Annotated in this window: 18 protein-coding genes; 17 read left to right on the top strand and 1 reads right to left on the bottom strand. The window is 64.1% G+C overall.

Annotated features, from left to right (window positions below; genetic code table 11):
* Positions 1 to 58 precede the first annotated feature (58 nt).
* Positions 59 to 679 (bottom strand): alpha/beta family hydrolase, encoded by a 621-nt coding sequence (locus tag JVX91_RS22820; RefSeq protein ID WP_205336385.1) that lies wholly within the window; start codon positions 677 to 679, stop codon positions 59 to 61.
* Positions 680 to 870: 191 nt separating this feature from the next.
* Between JVX91_RS22820 and ccoN (JVX91_RS22825) the strand changes: the two genes are divergently transcribed.
* From ccoN (JVX91_RS22825) to JVX91_RS22905, 17 genes are all read left to right on the top strand, one after another.
* Positions 871 to 2,295 carry a cytochrome-c oxidase, cbb3-type subunit I gene (gene ccoN, locus JVX91_RS22825; protein ID WP_045209130.1) on the top strand — a complete coding sequence of 475 codons (1,425 nt, stop codon included), beginning with the start codon at positions 871 to 873 and terminating at the stop codon, positions 2,293 to 2,295.
* Positions 2,296 to 2,305: 10 nt separating this feature from the next.
* Positions 2,306 to 2,914 (top strand): cytochrome-c oxidase, cbb3-type subunit II, encoded by a 609-nt coding sequence (gene ccoO, locus JVX91_RS22830; protein ID WP_015477751.1) that lies wholly within the window; start codon positions 2,306 to 2,308, stop codon positions 2,912 to 2,914.
* A gap of 4 nt (positions 2,915 to 2,918) precedes the next feature.
* Positions 2,919 to 3,110, top strand: a complete 192-nt coding sequence (locus JVX91_RS22835) for a cbb3-type cytochrome c oxidase subunit 3 (RefSeq protein WP_205336386.1) — start codon at positions 2,919 to 2,921, stop codon at positions 3,108 to 3,110.
* Positions 3,107 to 4,030 (top strand): cytochrome-c oxidase, cbb3-type subunit III, encoded by a 924-nt coding sequence (gene ccoP, locus JVX91_RS22840; protein ID WP_205336387.1) that lies wholly within the window; start codon positions 3,107 to 3,109, stop codon positions 4,028 to 4,030. Before JVX91_RS22835 ends, ccoP (JVX91_RS22840) begins: the two co-directional genes overlap by 4 nt.
* 342 nt (positions 4,031 to 4,372) lie before the next feature.
* Positions 4,373 to 5,815 carry a cytochrome-c oxidase, cbb3-type subunit I gene (ccoN, locus tag JVX91_RS22845; RefSeq protein WP_205336388.1) on the top strand — a complete coding sequence of 481 codons (1,443 nt, stop codon included), beginning with the start codon at positions 4,373 to 4,375 and terminating at the stop codon, positions 5,813 to 5,815.
* Entirely contained in the window at positions 5,815 to 6,423 is a 609-nt protein-coding gene (gene ccoO, locus JVX91_RS22850; protein WP_017516817.1) for a cytochrome-c oxidase, cbb3-type subunit II, read from the top strand. Before ccoN (JVX91_RS22845) ends, ccoO (JVX91_RS22850) begins: the two co-directional genes overlap by 1 nt.
* A 5-nt stretch (positions 6,424 to 6,428) precedes the next feature.
* Complete coding sequence (locus JVX91_RS22855; RefSeq protein ID WP_024763940.1) at positions 6,429 to 6,620, top strand: CcoQ/FixQ family Cbb3-type cytochrome c oxidase assembly chaperone; 192 nt, start codon at positions 6,429 to 6,431, stop codon at positions 6,618 to 6,620.
* Positions 6,617 to 7,582, top strand: a complete 966-nt coding sequence (ccoP, locus tag JVX91_RS22860; RefSeq protein ID WP_205336389.1) for a cytochrome-c oxidase, cbb3-type subunit III — start codon at positions 6,617 to 6,619, stop codon at positions 7,580 to 7,582. Before JVX91_RS22855 ends, ccoP (JVX91_RS22860) begins: the two co-directional genes overlap by 4 nt.
* Positions 7,583 to 7,792: 210 nt before the next feature.
* Positions 7,793 to 9,208, top strand: a complete 1,416-nt coding sequence (gene ccoG / locus JVX91_RS22865) for a cytochrome c oxidase accessory protein CcoG (protein WP_205336390.1) — start codon at positions 7,793 to 7,795, stop codon at positions 9,206 to 9,208.
* 132 nt (positions 9,209 to 9,340) lie between these two features.
* On the top strand, positions 9,341 to 9,886 hold the full coding sequence (locus JVX91_RS22870; RefSeq protein WP_205336391.1) for a FixH family protein: 546 nt from the start codon (positions 9,341 to 9,343) through the stop codon (positions 9,884 to 9,886).
* Positions 9,883 to 12,360, top strand: coding sequence for a heavy metal translocating P-type ATPase (locus JVX91_RS22875; protein WP_205336392.1), 2,478 nt, complete (start codon positions 9,883 to 9,885; stop codon positions 12,358 to 12,360). Before JVX91_RS22870 ends, JVX91_RS22875 begins: the two co-directional genes overlap by 4 nt.
* Before the next feature lies 1 nt (position 12,361).
* A complete protein-coding gene (gene ccoS / locus JVX91_RS22880) occupies positions 12,362 to 12,568 on the top strand; it encodes a cbb3-type cytochrome oxidase assembly protein CcoS (protein WP_205336393.1) in 207 nt (68 codons plus the stop codon).
* Complete coding sequence (locus tag JVX91_RS22885) at positions 12,561 to 13,286, top strand: sulfite exporter TauE/SafE family protein (protein ID WP_205336394.1); 726 nt, start codon at positions 12,561 to 12,563, stop codon at positions 13,284 to 13,286. The genes ccoS and JVX91_RS22885 overlap by 8 nt, the downstream gene beginning before the upstream one ends.
* Before the next feature lie 72 nt (positions 13,287 to 13,358).
* Positions 13,359 to 14,741 (top strand): oxygen-independent coproporphyrinogen III oxidase, encoded by a 1,383-nt coding sequence (gene hemN, locus JVX91_RS22890; RefSeq protein ID WP_205336395.1) that lies wholly within the window; start codon positions 13,359 to 13,361, stop codon positions 14,739 to 14,741.
* A 256-nt stretch (positions 14,742 to 14,997) separates the two neighbouring features.
* Positions 14,998 to 15,732, top strand: coding sequence for a transcriptional regulator Anr (gene anr, locus JVX91_RS22895; protein ID WP_205336396.1), 735 nt, complete (start codon positions 14,998 to 15,000; stop codon positions 15,730 to 15,732).
* Between the two features lie 99 nt (positions 15,733 to 15,831).
* The gene (locus JVX91_RS22900; RefSeq protein ID WP_138521687.1) at positions 15,832 to 16,380 is read left to right on the top strand and encodes an adenine phosphoribosyltransferase; all 549 of its coding nucleotides are present in this window, start codon (positions 15,832 to 15,834) and stop codon (positions 16,378 to 16,380) included.
* A 269-nt stretch (positions 16,381 to 16,649) separates the two neighbouring features.
* Complete coding sequence (locus JVX91_RS22905) at positions 16,650 to 17,480, top strand: metal-dependent hydrolase (protein ID WP_205336397.1); 831 nt, start codon at positions 16,650 to 16,652, stop codon at positions 17,478 to 17,480.
* Positions 17,481 to 17,594 lie beyond the last annotated feature (114 nt).

Genomic DNA, 17,594 nt, shown 5'->3' on the forward strand with positions numbered 1-17,594 from the left:
GGGCGCCGGTCTCGGGGACCGGCGCGGCGAGGATAGGAAGGCTTGCCTTAAGGCGCGGTTATGGAGCGAGAAACGCCGCGATCCTCGCGGCGGCACTGTCCAGATGCTGCGCGTGGGTCAGCCCGGAGGACTTGAGCGGCTTGAGATCATGGTCGGCGGCCGCCAGCCAATGCAGCTGGATGGCCGGCGACAGCGCGTAGCCCTTGACCGTGGGGCGGTCGCCCAGCGCATCGCGTTCGCCCTGGATGATCAGGGTCGGCGTCTTGAGTTCGGCGAGATGCGCGACACGGGGTTTCTCCGGCTTGCCAGCGGCATAGAACGGATAGCCGAGGCAGACCAGGGCGTCGACGCCCAGTTCGTCCGCCAGCAGGCTCGCCATGCGCCCTCCCATGGACTTGCCGCCGATGGCCAGCTTGCCGGGCACCTCGGCGCGCACCTGCGCGTAGACCTGCCGCCAGCACTCCAGCAACTGCTTCTGCGGATTCGGCGGCCGCCGCCGGCCATCCTCCCGCCGCATCGCCATGTAGGGGAACTCGAATCGCAGCACGGCGATGCCGCACGCGGCCAGGCGCGCGGCGATGTCATCCATGAACGGGCTATCCATCGGCGCGCCGGCGCCATGGGCCAGGATCAGCGTCGCCGACAGCTCGCCCGCGGGCCGGTTCCGCAGCAGCGACAAAGCGCCGCACGAGACCGGCCGAGAGGTCTCAGGTGGCAATTGATCCGTATCAATATGCTTCGAAGGGCCTTTATCCATCCTTCACTCCGCTAATTCCGAATTAGTACCTATCCCAAGGGGGAGGGGCGGCGTAAGCCGTAAAAAACCTGCCGGGATGGGCATAGCCCATAACCGTGGATGGAAGCCCATAAATGAGCACAACCAATCAGACCGCTTATAACTATAAGGTGGTCCGCCAATTCGCCATTATGACAGTGGTGTGGGGGATCGTCGGCATGGCCGTCGGTGTCCTGATCGCCGCTCAACTGGTGTGGCCGGACCTTAACCTCGGCTTACCGTGGACGAGCTTCGGGCGCCTGCGTCCGCTGCATACCAATGCGGTGATCTTCGCCTTCGGCGGCTGCGCACTGTTCGCCACCAGCTACTACTCGGTGCAGCGCACCTGCCAGACCCGCCTGTTCGCAGGTCCGCTCGCTTCCTTCACCTTCTGGGGTTGGCAGCTGGTGATCCTGTTGGCCGCCATCACCCTGCCGCTGGGCATGACCTCCTCCAAGGAGTACGCCGAGCTGGAATGGCCGATCGACATCCTGATCACCATCGTCTGGGTTTCCTACGCCATCGTCTTCTTCGGCACGCTGATGAAGCGCAAGACCAAGCACATCTACGTGGGCAACTGGTTCTTCGGCGGCTTCATCCTGACCGTGGCGATCCTGCACGTGGTCAACAACCTGGAAATCCCGGTCAGCCTGACCAAGTCCTACTCCCTGTACTCGGGCGCCACTGACGCCATGATCCAGTGGTGGTACGGCCACAACGCCGTGGGCTTCTTCCTGACCGCCGGCTTCCTGGGGATGATGTACTACTTCGTACCCAAGCAGGCCGAGCGTCCGGTCTACTCCTATCGCCTGTCCATCGTGCACTTCTGGGCGCTGATCGCCGTCTACATCTGGGCCGGTCCGCACCACCTGCACTACACCGCGCTGCCGGACTGGGCTCAGTCCCTGGGCATGGTGATGTCCCTGATCCTGCTGGCGCCGAGCTGGGGTGGCATGATCAACGGCATGATGACCCTCTCCGGCGCCTGGCATAAGCTGCGCACCGACCCGATCCTGCGCTTCCTGGTGGTCTCCCTCGCCTTCTACGGCATGTCCACCTTCGAAGGCCCGATGATGGCCATCAAGACCGTCAACGCCCTCTCCCACTACACCGACTGGACCATCGGCCATGTACACGCTGGCGCCCTGGGCTGGGTTGCCATGGTGTCCATCGGTTCGCTGTACCACATGATTCCGAAGGTCTTCGGCCGCGAGCAGATGCACAGCGTGGGCCTGATCAACACCCACTTCTGGCTGGCCACTATCGGCACCGTTCTCTACATCGCCTCGATGTGGGTCAACGGCATCACCCAGGGCCTGATGTGGCGTGCAGTCAACTCCGACGGCACCCTCACCTATTCCTTCGTCGAAGCGCTGGCCGCCGGCCACCCGGGCTTCATCGTGCGGATGATCGGTGGCGCCATCTTCCTGCTGGGCATGCTGGTCATGGCCTACAACGTCTGGCGCACCGTAGCAGCCGCCAAGCCGGCTGAAATGCAAGCCGCGGCGCAGATGGCCTGAGGAGTCCGACATGAAACACGAAGTACTCGAGAAAAACGTCGGCCTGCTGGCCCTGTGCATGGCCGTCGCCGTGAGCATCGGCGGCCTGACCCAGATCGTCCCGCTGTTCTTCCAGGACGTGACCAACACCCCGGTGGAAGGCATGAAGCCCTACACCGCCCTGCAACTGGAAGGCCGTGACGTCTATATCCGCGAAGGCTGCGTGGGCTGCCACTCGCAGATGATCCGTCCGTTCCGCGCCGAGACCGAGCGCTACGGCCACTACTCCGTCGCCGGCGAAAGCGTCTGGGACCACCCGTTCCTGTGGGGCTCCAAGCGTACCGGCCCGGACCTGGCCCGCGTCGGCGGCCGCTACTCCGACGACTGGCACCGCGCGCACCTCTACAACCCGCGCAACGTGGTCCCGGAGTCGAAGATGCCCGCCTACCCCTGGCTGGTCGAGAACAAGCTCGACGGCAAGGACACGGCGAAAAAACTGGAAGTGATGCGTGTCATGGGCGTGCCCTACACGGACGACGACATCGCTGGCGCCAGCGACGCCGTCAAAGGGAAGACCGAAATGGACGCCGTAGTCGCGTACCTGCAGGTCCTCGGCACCTCCATCAAGAACAAGCGGTGACAGCATGGATATCGGGACCATTCGCGGCCTCGGCACCGTCATCGTGATGGTTGCCTTCGTCGGCGTACTGCTCTGGGCTTACGGCGGCAAACGCAAGGAGCGCTTCGACGAAGACGCGCTGCTGCCCTTCGCGGATGACCCGGTAGCCAAGCGGCACGCTGAGCAAGAGCAAGCTTCTAGGAGCAACAACGCATGACTACCTTCTGGAGTCTGTACATCACCGTTTTAACAGTCGGCTCGCTGATCGCCCTGCTGTGGCTGGTCTTTGCCACCCGCAGCGGGCAGTCCTCGAACACCACCGACCAGACCATGGGCCACGCCTTCGACGGCATCGAGGAATACGACAACCCGCTGCCCAAATGGTGGTTCCTGCTGTTCGTCGGCACCATCGTGTTCGCCGCCGGCTACCTGGTGCTCTACCCGGGCCTGGGCAACTGGAAAGGCATCCTGCCGGGCTATGACGGCGGCTGGACCCAGGACAAGCAGTGGGAGCGCGAAGAAGCGCTGGCCAAGGAAAAATATGGCCCGATCTTCGCCAAATACGCCGCTATGCCGGTGGAAGAAGTCGCGAAAGACCCGCAAGCCATCAAAATGGGCGAGCGCCTGTTCGCCACCTATTGCTCCATCTGCCACGGCTCGGACGCCAAGGGCGCCCAGGGCTTCCCGAACCTGACCGACAGCGACTGGCGCTGGGGCGGCACTGCCCAGGACATCCAGACCACCATCCTCGGTGGTCGCCATGCCGCCATGCCGGCCTGGGGCGAAGTGCTGGGCGACAAGGGCGTGCAGGACGTGGCTGCCTTCGTCACCGCCAACCTGGACGGCCGCAAGCTGCCCGAAGGCGTGACCGCGGACAACGTCGACAACGGTAGCAAGCTGTTCGCTACCACCTGCGTCGCCTGCCACGGTCCGGAAGGCAAGGGCAACCCGATGATGGGCGCACCTGACCTGACCCATCCGGGCGCGTTCATCTACGGTTCGAGCTACGCGCAACTGCAGCAGACCATCCGCCACGGCCGCCAGGGCCAGATGCCGGCGCAGGAGCAATATCTGGGCAAGGACAAAGTGCACATTCTGGCCGCCTACATCTACAACATCTCCGGCCAGGCGAAGTAAACTTCCCGCCTCCGACTCGCGCCCGTCAAAAACGGGCACGAGTTTCTTCCCTCCGCAATATCGCGACGAAGTGTCGCACCCTCTCTATCTCCTTTCTTCACACCCTTCCCGTTCGCGTCTAAGCTGGTTTCCATTCGCAAACCTGCAATATGACTAACCTGACCCACCTCCAGGTTGGTACTGGCGACCCGAAACGAGCGGCAAGCAGCGGCCGAAAGCGCTCTGAAGCAGGCGTCAAACCGGCACCGGGCCAAGGCCCGGCGCGTTGCATTGGCTACCTGCTTTCTCCATACTTGCCGCCGTTTTTTTGACCATAAAATCCAAAAACCGTGGAACCTTAGAATGAGCACAGCAATCAGTCCGACTGCTTATAACTATAAGGTCGTCCGCCAGTTCGCCATCATGACGGTGGTCTGGGGGATACTTGGAATGGGGCTCGGTGTTTACATCGCCTCACAGTTGGTTTGGCCCCAGTTGAACCTGGACCTGCCGTGGACCAGTTTCGGGCGCCTGCGTCCGCTGCACACCAACCTGGTGATTTTCGCCTTCGGCGGCTGTGCTCTGTTTGCCACCTCCTACTACGTCGTACAGCGCACCTGTCAGACCCGCCTGGTCTCCGACAGCCTCGCCGCCTTCACCTTCTGGGGTTGGCAAGCGGTGATCGTGCTGGCCGGCATCACCCTGCCGCTGGGCTACACCTCCTCCAAGGAGTACGCCGAGCTGGAATGGCCGATCGACATCCTGCTGGCCATCGTCTGGGTGACCTACGCACTGGTGTTCTTCGGCACCGTGATGAAGCGCAAGACCAAGCACATCTACGTGGGCAACTGGTTCTACGGCGCGTTCATCCTGGTGACCGCCATGCTGCACATCGTCAACAGCATGGAAATCCCGGTAACCGCCTTCAAGTCCTACTCGATCTACGCCGGCGCGACCGACGCGATGATCCAGTGGTGGTATGGCCACAACGCCGTGGGCTTCTTCCTGACCACCGGCTTCCTGGGGATGATGTACTACTTCGTACCCAAGCAGGCCGAGCGTCCGATCTACTCCTACCGCCTGTCCATCGTGCACTTCTGGGCGCTGATCACCCTGTACATCTGGGCCGGCCCGCACCACCTGCACTACACCGCGCTGCCGGACTGGGCTCAGTCCCTGGGCATGGTGATGTCCCTGATCCTGCTGGCTCCGAGCTGGGGTGGCATGATCAACGGCATGATGACCCTCTCCGGCGCCTGGCATAAGCTGCGCACCGACCCGATCCTGCGCTTCCTGGTGGTCTCCCTCGCCTTCTACGGCATGTCCACCTTCGAAGGCCCGATGATGGCAATCAAGACCGTCAACTCCCTGTCGCACTACACCGACTGGACCATCGGCCACGTACACGCCGGCGCTCTGGGCTGGGTTGCGATGATCTCCATCGGCTCCCTGTACCACCTGATTCCGAAGGTCTTCGGTCGCGAGCAGATGCACAGCGTTGGCCTGATCAACGCCCACTTCTGGCTGGCTACCATCGGTACCGTGCTGTACATCGCCTCCATGTGGGTCAACGGCATCACCCAGGGCCTGATGTGGCGCGCGGTCAACGCCGACGGCACCCTCACCTACTCCTTCGTGGAAGCCCTGCAGGCCAGCCACCCGGGCTTCATCGTCCGTGCGCTGGGCGGCGCGTTCTTCGCCTCCGGCATGCTGCTTATGGCCTACAACACCTTCCGTACTGTGCGCGGTTTCAAACAGGCTGACGCCGATGCCGCTGCCCAGATCCCCGCAGTAGGAGCTCACTGATGAAGCACGAAGTAGTCGAGAAGAACATCGGCCTTCTGGCCTTCTTCATGGTCATTGCGGTGAGCATCGGCGGTCTGACCCAGATCGTTCCGCTGTTCTTCCAGGACGTGACCAACAAGCCGGTCGAAGGCATGAAGCCGCGCACTGCGCTGGAGCTGGAAGGTCGTGACATCTACATCCGCGAAGGCTGCGTGGGCTGCCACTCGCAGATGGTCCGTCCGTTCCGCGCCGAGACCGAGCGCTACGGCCATTACTCCGTCGCCGGCGAAAGCGTCTGGGACCACCCGTTCCTGTGGGGTTCCAAGCGTACCGGTCCGGACCTGGCCCGCGTCGGCGGCCGCTACTCCGACGACTGGCACCGCGCGCACCTGTACAACCCGCGCAACGTAGTGCCGGAATCGAAGATGCCCTCCTACCCCTGGCTGGTGGAGAACAAGCTCGACGGCAAGGACACGGCGAAGAAAATGGAAGCCCTGCGTACGCTGGGCGTGCCTTACACCGACGAAGACATCGCCGGTGCCCGTGATGCCGTCAAAGGCAAGACCGAGATGGACGCTGTCGTCGCCTACCTGCAAGGCCTCGGCACCATCATCAAGAGCAAACGGTGACAGTGATGGATATCGGGACCATTCGCGGTATCGGCACTGTAGTAGTGATGGTCGCCTTCGTCGGCGTCCTGCTCTGGGCCTACGGCGGCAAACGCAAGGAGCGCTTCGACGAAGACGCCCTGCTGCCCTTCGCGGATGACCCGGTCGCCAAAAAGCACGTCGAGCAAGAGCAAGCTTCTAGGAGCAACAAAGAATGACAACCTTCTGGAGTCTGTACGTCACCGTACTTACCCTGGGCACCATCTTCGCCCTGGCGTGGCTGCTGTTCGCCACCCGTCGCGGTCAGCGCAACGAAGCCACCGACGAGACCGTCGGCCATGCCTTCGATGGCATCGAGGAGTACGACAACCCGCTGCCGAAGTGGTGGTTCATGCTGTTCGTCGCCACCTTCATCTTCGCCCTCGCCTACCTGGTCCTGTATCCGGGCCTGGGCAACTGGAAAGGCCTGCTGCCGGGCTACCAGGACAAGGCCGAATTCGCCAACGGCGAAAAAGGCTGGACCGGTGTACACCAGTGGGAAAAGGAAATGGCCAAGGCCGATGAGAAGTACGGCCCGCTGTACGCCAAGTTCGGTGCCATGCCGATCGAGGAAGTGGCCAAGGACGAGCAGGCCCTGAAAATGGGTAACCGCCTGTTCGCCTCCAACTGCTCGGTCTGCCACGGCTCCGACGCCAAGGGTGCCCACGGCTTCCCGAACCTGACCGACAACGACTGGCGCTGGGGCGGCGATCCGAAAGACATCATCGCCACCATCGAAGGCGGTCGCCACGCGGCCATGCCGGCCTGGGGCGAAGTCATCGGCGATGCCGGCGTTCACGATGTAGCAGCCTTCGTCACCACCAAGCTGGACGGCCGCAAGCTGCCAGAGGGCGTGACTGACGATCAGGTCGCCAACGGCCAGAAGATCTTCGCCACCAACTGCGTGGCTTGCCACGGCGCTGAGGGCAAAGGCACTGCCGCCATGGGCGCACCGAACCTGACCCACCCGGCCGCGTTCATCTACGGCTCGAGCTTCGCCCAGCTGCAGCAGACCATCCGCTACGGCCGCCAGGGCCAGATGCCGGCTCAGCTGGAGCGTCTGGGCAAAGACCAGGTTCACCTGCTCGCTGCCTACGTGTACAGCCTGTCCCATGGCGAAGGTGAGAAGAGCGCCGAATAAGCCTCCCTCTCCTACACCCATAGCGACACCCAGCGGCGCCGGTTTCTACACCGGCGCCGCTCTATTTCTGGGTCCATAATTCGTTACGCGACCAACTGTCGCACCGTTGCAACACCCACCACGCCGTATCATTGTTAGGCGTGCAAGCATATTTCTGACCCTCTCGGCATGTATCGACAGGGCGCCCTCCCGCTGCCGTGGAATGCACTGATGAGCAAACAAATTCCGGTCCAGGACGTCACTCCGCCCACCAAGGGCAAGGGTGAAAGCGTCGACCTCTATGCCTCCCGGGAAAAGATCTACACCCGAGCCTTTACCGGGTTCTTCCGCAACCTCCGCATGGCCGGGGGCGCCCTCCTCTTCCTCCTCTACTTCGGCACCGTGTGGCTGACCTGGAATGGTCGCCAGGCGGTTCTCTGGGACCTGCCCGAGCGCAAGTTCTACATCTTCGGCGCCACCTTCTGGCCGCAGGATTTCATCCTTCTCTCCGGCCTGCTGATCATCAGCGCGTTCGGCCTGTTCTTCATCACCGTGTTCGCCGGCCGCGTCTGGTGCGGCTATACCTGCCCGCAAAGCGTCTGGACCTGGATCTTCATGTGGTGCGAGAAAGTCACCGAGGGTGACCGCAACCAGCGCATGAAACTCGATAAGGCCCGCTTCACTGGCAACAAGCTGCTGCGCAAGATCGCCAAGCACAGCCTCTGGTTGCTGATTGGCCTGGTGACCGGCCTGACCTTCGTCGGCTACTTCGCCCCCATCCGCGAGCTGCTGATGGAACTGGTCACCGGCGAGGCCGATGGCTGGGCCTATTTCTGGGTCGGCTTCTTCACCCTCGCCACCTACGGCAATGCCGGCTGGCTGCGCGAGCAGGTGTGCATCTACATGTGCCCCTATGCGCGCTTCCAGAGCGTGATGTTCGACAAGGACACCCTGATCGTCTCCTACGACCCGCGTCGTGGCGAGAAACGCGGCCCGCGCAAGAAATCCGTCGACTACAAGGCCCAAGGCCTGGGTGACTGCATCGACTGCACCATGTGCGTACAGGTCTGCCCGACCGGCATCGACATCCGCGACGGCCTGCAGATCGAGTGCATCGGCTGCGCCGCCTGCATCGACGCCTGCGATAGCATCATGGACAAGATGAACTACCCGCGCGGCCTGATCAGCTACACCACCGAGCACAACCTGTCCGGGCAGAAGACCCATCTGGTGCGCCCGCGCCTGATCGGCTACGCCATCGCCCTGTGCATCATGATCGGCCTGCTGATCACCGCCGTCGTGATCCGTCCGCTGGTGGGCTTCGACGTCAGCAAGGACCGCGTGCTGTACCGCGAGAACGCCGAAGGCCGGATCGAGAACGTGTACAGCCTGAAGATCATGAACAAGGATCAGAAGGACCACACCTATGTCCTCGCCGCCAAAGGCCTGGACGGCCTGATCCTGGAAGGCAAGAAGGAAGTCACGGTCGCCGCCGGCGATATCCTCGCCATGCCGGTAGAACTCTCCATCGACCCGGAAAAACTGCCCTCCACCACCAACGAGGTCAGCTTCACCATCCAGTCGGTGGACGACCCGTCCATCAGCAAGGAATCCTCCAGCCGCTTCATCGGCCCGCGCCTTCGTTGAACGGACGCTGAACGAATTGGCACCCCATGTTGCGCATGGGGTGCCAGTGGCGAACGAAGCACGTAGAATTCGCCCGCGACTATACCGGGCAGACCGCGCTAGCGCGGCATTACCAGCGAGAGAAAAGAGACCATGCAATCGGCCATGAAAACGCCCGTGGAACCCTGGTACAAGCACCTCTGGCCGTGGATCATCATCGCCATGCTGGCCACCTCGATCTTCCTCAGCCTGACGATGGTCAACATCGCCGTGAACAACCAGGATTCCCTGGTCAGCGACAACTATTACGAAGCCGGCAAGGGCATCAACCGCTCCCTTGACCGCGAGCACCTGGCCCAGCAGCTCAAGCTGCGGGCGAAGATCAGCTTCGACGAGCTGACCGGCGAAGTGGACCTGCGCCTCACGGGCGACAGCCGTCCGGCCACGCTCACCCTGAACCTGCTCTCCCCCACCCTGGAATCCCAGGACAAGCACCTGGAACTGCGCGCCAGCCCCGCCGAGCCCGGCCGCTACACCGCCAGCCTGGATGCCGCCGTTAAGGGTCGCCGCTTCGTCGAGCTGCTCGGTGAGGAAAACGGCCAGACCTGGCGTCTGTTCGAGGAAGAAAAAGTCGCCCCGGGCGGCTCCTTCGACCTCGGCGACGAGCCCCTCAGCGGAGATGAAGCCGAGCGCCCATGAGCGCCGCGCTGCTCTGTTACCACTGCGCGCTGCCGGTTCCACCCGGCAGCCGCTTCCTTGCGCCGGTCCTGGGCGAAACCCGCGAATTCTGCTGCCCGGGTTGCCAGGCCGTGGCCGAGGCCATCGTTGCCGGCGGCCTGGAAGGCTATTACCGCCACCGCACCGAAGCCGCCCCCAACCCTGACGCCTTGCCCGAACAGCTTGCCGACGAGCTGAAGCTCTTCGACCGCCCTGACGTTCAGCAGCCCTTCGTCCAGCACCAGGGCGATCTCGCCGAGACCACCCTGATCATGGAAGGCATCAGCTGCGCCGCTTGCGGCTGGTTGATCGAGAAACATCTCAAGGGCCTGCCCGCCGTCGCCGAGGCTGGCCTCAACCTGTCCAACCACCGCCTGCACGTGCGCTGGTCCGACAGCGAACTGCCGCTGAGCGAACTGCTCGCCGAGCTGCGCCGTATTGGTTACGCCGCGCACCCCTTCCAGCCGGACCGCGCCGCCGAACAGTTGCACCAGGAAAACCGCAAGTCCCTGCGCCAACTGGGCGTCGCCGGCCTGCTGTGGTTCCAGGCGATGATGGCGACCATGGCCACCTGGCCGGAATTCAACATCGACCTGAGCCCCGAGCTGCACGAAATCCTGCGCTGGGTGGCGATGTTCCTCACCACACCCATCGTCTTCTATTCCTGCCAGCCGTTCTTCCGTGGCGCCGTGCGCGACCTGCGCACCCGCCACCTGACCATGGACGTCTCGGTCTCCCTGGCCATCGGCGGCGCTTACCTGGCCGGCATCTGGACCGCCGTCACCGGCCATGGCGACCTGTACTTCGACGCCGTCGGCATGTTCGCGCTGTTCCTGCTCGCCGGCCGCTACCTGGAGCGCCGCGCCCGCGAACGTACCGCCGCGGCCACCGCGCAGCTGGTCAACCTGTTGCCCGCGTCTTGCCTCCGCCTGGACGACAGTGGCCAGAGCAGCCGCGTGCTGCTCAGCGAACTGAACGTGGGCGACCGCGTACTGGTGCAGCCCGGCGCGGTGATCCCGGCCGACGGCCTGATCCTCGAGGGTCAATCCAGCGTCGACGAATCCCTGCTTACCGGCGAATACCTGCCGCAGCCGCGCCAGAGCGGCGACAGCGTCACCGGCGGCACCCTCAACGTCGAGGGCCCGCTGACCGTGCAGGTCAAGGCACTGGGCGGCGACAGCCGGCTGTCCGCCATCGTCCGCCTGCTCGAACGCGCCCAGTCGGACAAGCCGCGCCTGGCCGAACTCGCCGACAAGGCCGCGCAATGGTTCCTCATCGCCCTGCTGGTGCTGGCCGCCGTAGTGGGGCTGTTCTGGTGGCAGCACGATGCCTCTCGCGCCTTCTGGGTAGTCCTGGCGATGCTGGTGGCGACCTGCCCCTGCGCGCTGTCCCTGGCGACCCCGACCGCACTCACCGCCGCCACCGGCAGCCTGCACAAGCTCGGCCTGCTGGTGACTCGCGGCCATGTGCTGGAAGGCCTGAACCACATCGACACGGTGATCTTCGACAAGACCGGCACCCTCACCGAAGGCCGTCTGACGCTGCGCGCAGTCCGGCCGCTGGCCGCGCTGGACAGCGACACCTGCCTGGCACTGGCCGCCGCGCTGGAGAACCGTTCCGAACACCCTATCGCCCGCGCCTTCGGCCGCGCGCCGCAACCCGCCGAGAATGTCGAGAGCCATCCGGGCCTGGGCCTGGAAGGTCTCGTGGGCGAGCGCCGCCTGCGCATCGGCGAACCCGGTTTCGTCTGCGCCCTGAGCGCAACTGCGGCGCCCGAACACCCGCAGGAGCCCGGCCAATGGCTGCTGTTGGGCGATGAAAGCGGCGCGCTGGCATGGCTGGTGCTGGACGATCGCATCCGCGAAGACGCCACCGACCTGCTCGACGCCTGCCGCGCACGCGGCTGGCGCACCCTGCTGCTCTCCGGCGACAGCTCACCCATGGTCGGCCGCGTCGCCGCCGAACTGGGCATCGACGACTGCCGGGGCGGCCTGCGCCCGGACGACAAGCTCGAAGTCCTGCGCCAGTTGCACCAGGAAGGCCACCGCGTGCTGATGATGGGCGACGGTGTGAACGACGTGCCGGTGCTGGCCGCCGCCGATATCAGCGTCGCCATGGGCTCGGCCACCGACCTGGCCAAGACCAGCGCCGACGCGGTGCTGCTGTCCAACCGCCTGGACAGCGTGGTGCAGGCCTTCACCCTGGCCCGCCGGACCCGTCGGGTAATCATCGAGAACCTGGCTTGGGCGGGGCTGTACAATGGGCTGATGTTGCCCTTTGCCGCCCTCGGCTGGATCACGCCCGTGTGGGCTGCGGTGGGCATGTCGATCAGCTCGCTGACCGTGGTGCTCAATGCCCTGCGCCTGACCCGGCTGCCAAAAGGCGCCGACGCCGCCTCAGCGACAACTGCCCACTCCGCCGCCCTGCAGGCGGCCCAGGTGCTGCCACGGAGTTGAAATGCCCGCTCTCTACATAATGATTCCGGTTGCCGTGGTGATCGTCGGCATCTGCATCGCGATCTTCTTCTGGGCAGTGAACAGCGGCCAGTACGACGACATGGACGGGCCCGCCCACAGCATTCTGTTCGACGACGAAGACCCCAAGCACCAGGCCGGCATCGACGAAGCCGAGGGCCAGGAGCACAAGGACAAGCGCGATGCCTGAACTGGCGCCCCTGCTGGCGTCCGCACTGATCCTCGGGCTGTTGGGCGGGGGCCATTGCCTGGGCATGTGCGGCGGCCTGATGGGCGCGCTGACCATGGCCATTCCGCCGGAACAGCGCGGTCGCCGTCTGCGCCTGCTGCTCGCCTACAACCTTGGCCGCATCCTCAGCTATGCCTGCGCCGGGCTGCTGCTCGGCCTCGCCGGCTGGGCGGTGGCGCGCACGCCGTTTGCCTCCGCGTTACGGGTGATCGCCGGCCTGCTGCTGATCGCCATGGGCCTGTACCTGGCCGGCTGGTGGAGCGGCCTGACCCGCATCGAAGCCCTCGGCCGCGGCCTGTGGCGGCACATCCAGCCCTTCGCCAGCCGTCTGCTGCCCGTCGCCACCGTGCCGCGCGCATTGCTGCTGGGCGCGCTCTGGGGCTGGCTGCCCTGCGGCCTGGTCTACAGCACGCTGCTCTGGGCCACCAGCCAGGGCTCGGCCATCGACAGCGCCCTGCTGATGCTCGCCTTCGGCCTCGGCACCTGGCCGGTGCTGCTGGCCACCGGGCTCGCCGCCGAACGCATCACCGCCCTGCTGCGCAAGCGCAGCGTGCGGATGGCCGGCGGCATCCTGGTGATCCTCTTCGGCCTGTGGACCCTCCCCGGTCCGCACCAGGCATGGATCATGGGCCACGACATGCACGCCGACGCCACTCATCCCCACCATAAAGCCGCTTGATACAGGTCAACAGGCCTCTATCGGACTCTCCCTAGACTGCGCAGGAAAAGCTCGCCACCGGGGAACATCGGCATGCTCGACAATATCCGCTGGGACGCAGATCTGATACGCCGCTACGATCTGTCCGGCCCGCGCTACACCTCCTATCCCACGGCCGTGCAGTTCCACGATGGCGTCGGACCCTTCGACCTGCTGCATGCGCTGCGCGATAGCCAGAAGGCCCAGCGGCCGCTCTCGCTCTATGTGCACATCCCGTTCTGCGCGAACATCTGCTACTACTGCGCCTGCAACAAGGTCATCACCAAGGACCGCGGCCGCAGTGCCCCCTACCTGGCCCGATTGATCCGCGAGATCGAAATCGTCAGCCGCCACCTGGGCCACAAGCAGGCAGTCGAGCAACTGCATTTCGGCGGTGGTACCCCGACCTTCCTCAGCCCCGGCCAACTGCGCGAACTGATGGGGCAACTGCGTACCCATTTCAACCTGCTGGACGATGATTCGGGCGACTACGGCATCGAGATCGACCCGCGCGAGGCCGACTGGTCGACCATGGGCCTGCTCCGCGAACTGGGCTTCAACCGCGTGAGCCTTGGCGTCCAGGACTTCAACCTGGAAGTGCAGCAGGCGATCAACCGCCTGCAGAGCCTCGACGAAACCCGCGCCATCATCGACGCAGCGCGCACGTTGCAGTACCGCTCGATCAATATCGACCTCATCTACGGCCTGCCAAAGCAGAACCCCGACAGCTTCGCCCACACCGTGGAGCAGGTAATCGCCCTGCAACCCAATCGCCTGTCGGTATTCAACTACGCGCACCTGCCGGAACGCTTCATGCCGCAGCGGCGGATCAATGCCGACGACCTTCCCACCCCGGGGCAGAAGCTGGAGATGCTCCAGCGCACCACCGAGCAGCTCGCGGCGGCCGGCTACCGCTACATCGGCATGGACCACTTCGCCCTGCCGGACGACGAGCTGTCCATGGCCCAGGAAGACGGCACGCTGCAACGCAACTTCCAGGGCTATACCACCCACGGCCATTGCGACCTGGTGGGGCTGGGCGTCTCGGCAATCAGCCAGATCGGCGACCTCTACAGCCAGAACAGCAGCGATATCGCCGACTACCAGAGCACCCTGGATCAAGGCCAGCTCGCCACCCGGCGAGGGCTGCACTGCAACAAGGACGACATCATCCGCCGTGCGGTGATCCAGCAGCTGATCTGTCACTTCCAGCTGGATTTCGAGGAGATCGAAGACCTCTACAACATCGATTTCCGCGGTTACTTCACCGAGGTCTGGCCGGAGCTGGAACGCTTCGCCAATGACGGCTTGATCAACCTCGGTCCGCGCGGCATCGACGTCAGCGCCTCCGGCCGACTGCTCGTGCGCTCGCTGTGCATGCTGTTCGACCGCTACCTGCCGATGCAGAATCTGCAACGCTTCTCGCGGGTCATCTGACCCGCGCGCCCTGCCTGGCGACTAATGGCACGAGGCCAACTGTCGCACCCATTGCAACCGAATGTGTCTGAAGGCCGGATAAGCAGGAAGGGCCCTGAAACGGTACTTTTCGGACAAATCCGCGCCGCCCCGGATGCCCCTCCAGCGTCCGTCTGGAGGCCTGAAACCTGCGACTCAGACGGGCCGGCAACTGGCGCCCGATCCGCCGTCTGCGGTACCCTTGGTTTTTGTGTGCCATCCCACTGAAGGAACACTCATGGCCGAAACCATCAAAGTGCGCGCATTGCCTCAAGCGCACTGCAAGGATTGCAGCCTGGCTCCCCTCTGCCTGCCCCTGTCGCTGAACAGCACCGACATGGACGCCCTCGACGAGATCGTCAAACGCGGCCGCCCACTGAAGAAAGGCGAGTTCCTGTTCCGCCAGGGCGATGCCTTCGGCTCCGTCTTCGCTGTACGCTCCGGCGCGCTGAAGACCTTCAGCATCACCGACGGCGGCGAAGAGCAGATCACCGGCTTCCACCTGCCCAGCGAGCTGGTCGGCCTGTCCGGCATGGACACCGAGAGCTACCCGGTTTCGGCCCAGGCGCTGGAAACCACGTCGGTCTGCGAGATCCCCTTCGAACGCCTGGACGAGCTGTCCGAGCAACTGCCGCAACTGCGCCGCCAGTTGCTGCGCGTGATGAGTCGCGAAATCCGCGACGACCAGCAGATGATGATGCTGCTGTCCAAGAAAACCGCCGACGAGCGCATCGCCACCTTCCTGGTGAACCTCTCGGCGCGTTTCCGCGCCCGTGGCTTCTCCGCCCAGCAGTTCCGCCTGGCCATGTCGCGCAACGAGATCGGCAACTACCTGGGCCTGGCGGTGGAAACCGTCTCCCGCGTCTTCACTCGCTTCCAGCAGAACGGCCTGATCGCCGCCGAAGGCAAGGAAGTGCACATTCTCGACTCCATCGAATTGTGCGCACTGGCAGGCGGCCAGCTGGAAAGCTGACCGAGCGGTTGACTTTCCGGTCATCGAAAACGGGCTCGCCAATCGGCGGGCCCGTTATACTTTGGCCTCTGCAAAAACCGCATCAGGTGCACATCCAGCATGATCCTCAACCAACTCGACCTGAAGTCCGTGATCCGTGCCGTTCCCGACTTTCCCAAGCCCGGCGTCATGTTCCGCGACATCACCCCGCTGTTCCAGTCGCCGCGAGCCCTGCGCTTCGTCGCCGATAGCTTCATCCAGCGCTACGTCGAGGCCGACTTCACCCACATCGGCGCCATGGATGCGCGCGGCTTCCTGATCGGGTCGATCATCGCCTACGAGCTGAACAAGCCCCTGGTGCTGTTCCGCAAGCGCGGCAAGCTGCCGGCGGACGTGCTGGCCCAGGCCTACGAGACCGAGTACGGCGAAGCCCTGCTGGAAGTCCACGCTGATAGCCTGTGCGAAGGCGACAGCGTGCTGATCTTCGATGACCTGATCGCCACTGGCGGTACCCTGCTGGCCGCCGCGCAACTGGTACGCCGCATGGGCGCCAGCGTGTTCGAGGCCGCTGCGATTATCGACCTGCCGGAGCTGGGCGGCTCGACCAAGCTCAACGATGCGCAGATCCCCACCTATAGCCTGACGGCCTTCGCCCTCGACGAGGCCTGATCGGTACTGTTCCCGACACGGGCGCTTCGGCGCCCGTTTTCGTTTCTGGCGTTCGTACAGGCGCCCCATCCAATGGCTGGTCGTAGCCCGTTTGGCCTGATCCGACCCGGCCGCGGCCACATATGACCTGGCGATTGTCCTACAAGACTCCGAACATGACATCAACCGATGACACATTCGAACGTGACATCGCGAACTAACGACAGGGCTTGCCTGGGTCAGCGCACCTGCCACGCGCTACCCGCCCGCACAACAACAAGGAGTTAGTCATGAACGCCAGTACCACGCCGATCCGCGCCAACTTCCCGGTCCGCCGCATGGATTTCACCTTCAGTGAAACGCCGAAATACTGGTGGGACGGTCAGCCCTTCATGACCCACTTCATGAACAACCTGTCCTCGCTGTTCCCCTACGGCGAGAAGTTCTTCGTCGACAGCGTGCGCGCGGTGCGCGAGCGCATCCAGGACCCGCAACTGCAGAAGGACGTCAGCGCCTTCATCGGCCAGGAGGCCATGCACTCCAAGGAGCACGCGGCCTACAACGAGTACGCCGACGAACACGGCATCGACCTGGAGACCCTGGAGCTGCGCATCAAGGTGCTGCTCGAATCTATCAGCAAGGTCACCACCAAGAAGCACCAACTAGCGATCACCTGTGCCCTGGAACACTTCACCGCGACCATGGCCGAGCAACTGCTCAAGCGTGAAGACCTGAGCAGCCAGATGAAGTCGGACAAGATGTACAAGCTGTGGATGTGGCATGCCGTCGAGGAGAACGAGCACAAGGCGGTGGCCTACGATGTCTACCAGCAGGTCTACGGCGGCTACTTCACCCGCACCGCGGTGATGCTGCTGACCACCGTGATCTTCCTCAGCGTCATCGCCGGCTTCCAGATCAACCTGCTGCGCCGCGACGGCCAGCTGTTCAACTGGCGCAGCTGGAAGCACGGCCTGGGCGTGCTGCTGCACCCGCGCCGCGGCTACTTCGTCAACCTGATCCGTCCCTGGCTGGATTACTTCCGCCCCGGCTTCCACCCCTTCGACCACGACACCAAGGCGCTGGAAACCCGCTGGAAAGAGACGCTGGATTTCGCCGGCTGACACCGTTCCGGCACGAAAGAAAACGCCAGGCATAGCCTGGCGCTCTCCATTGCCCCACGACTCCCCCGGCGGCGCTTTTTCGTAGGAGCGGAGCTTCTCCGCGAAGTCCTCCAC

This window comes from Pseudomonas sp. PDNC002 (assembly GCF_016919445.1).
Lineage (GTDB): Bacteria > Pseudomonadota > Gammaproteobacteria > Pseudomonadales > Pseudomonadaceae > Pseudomonas.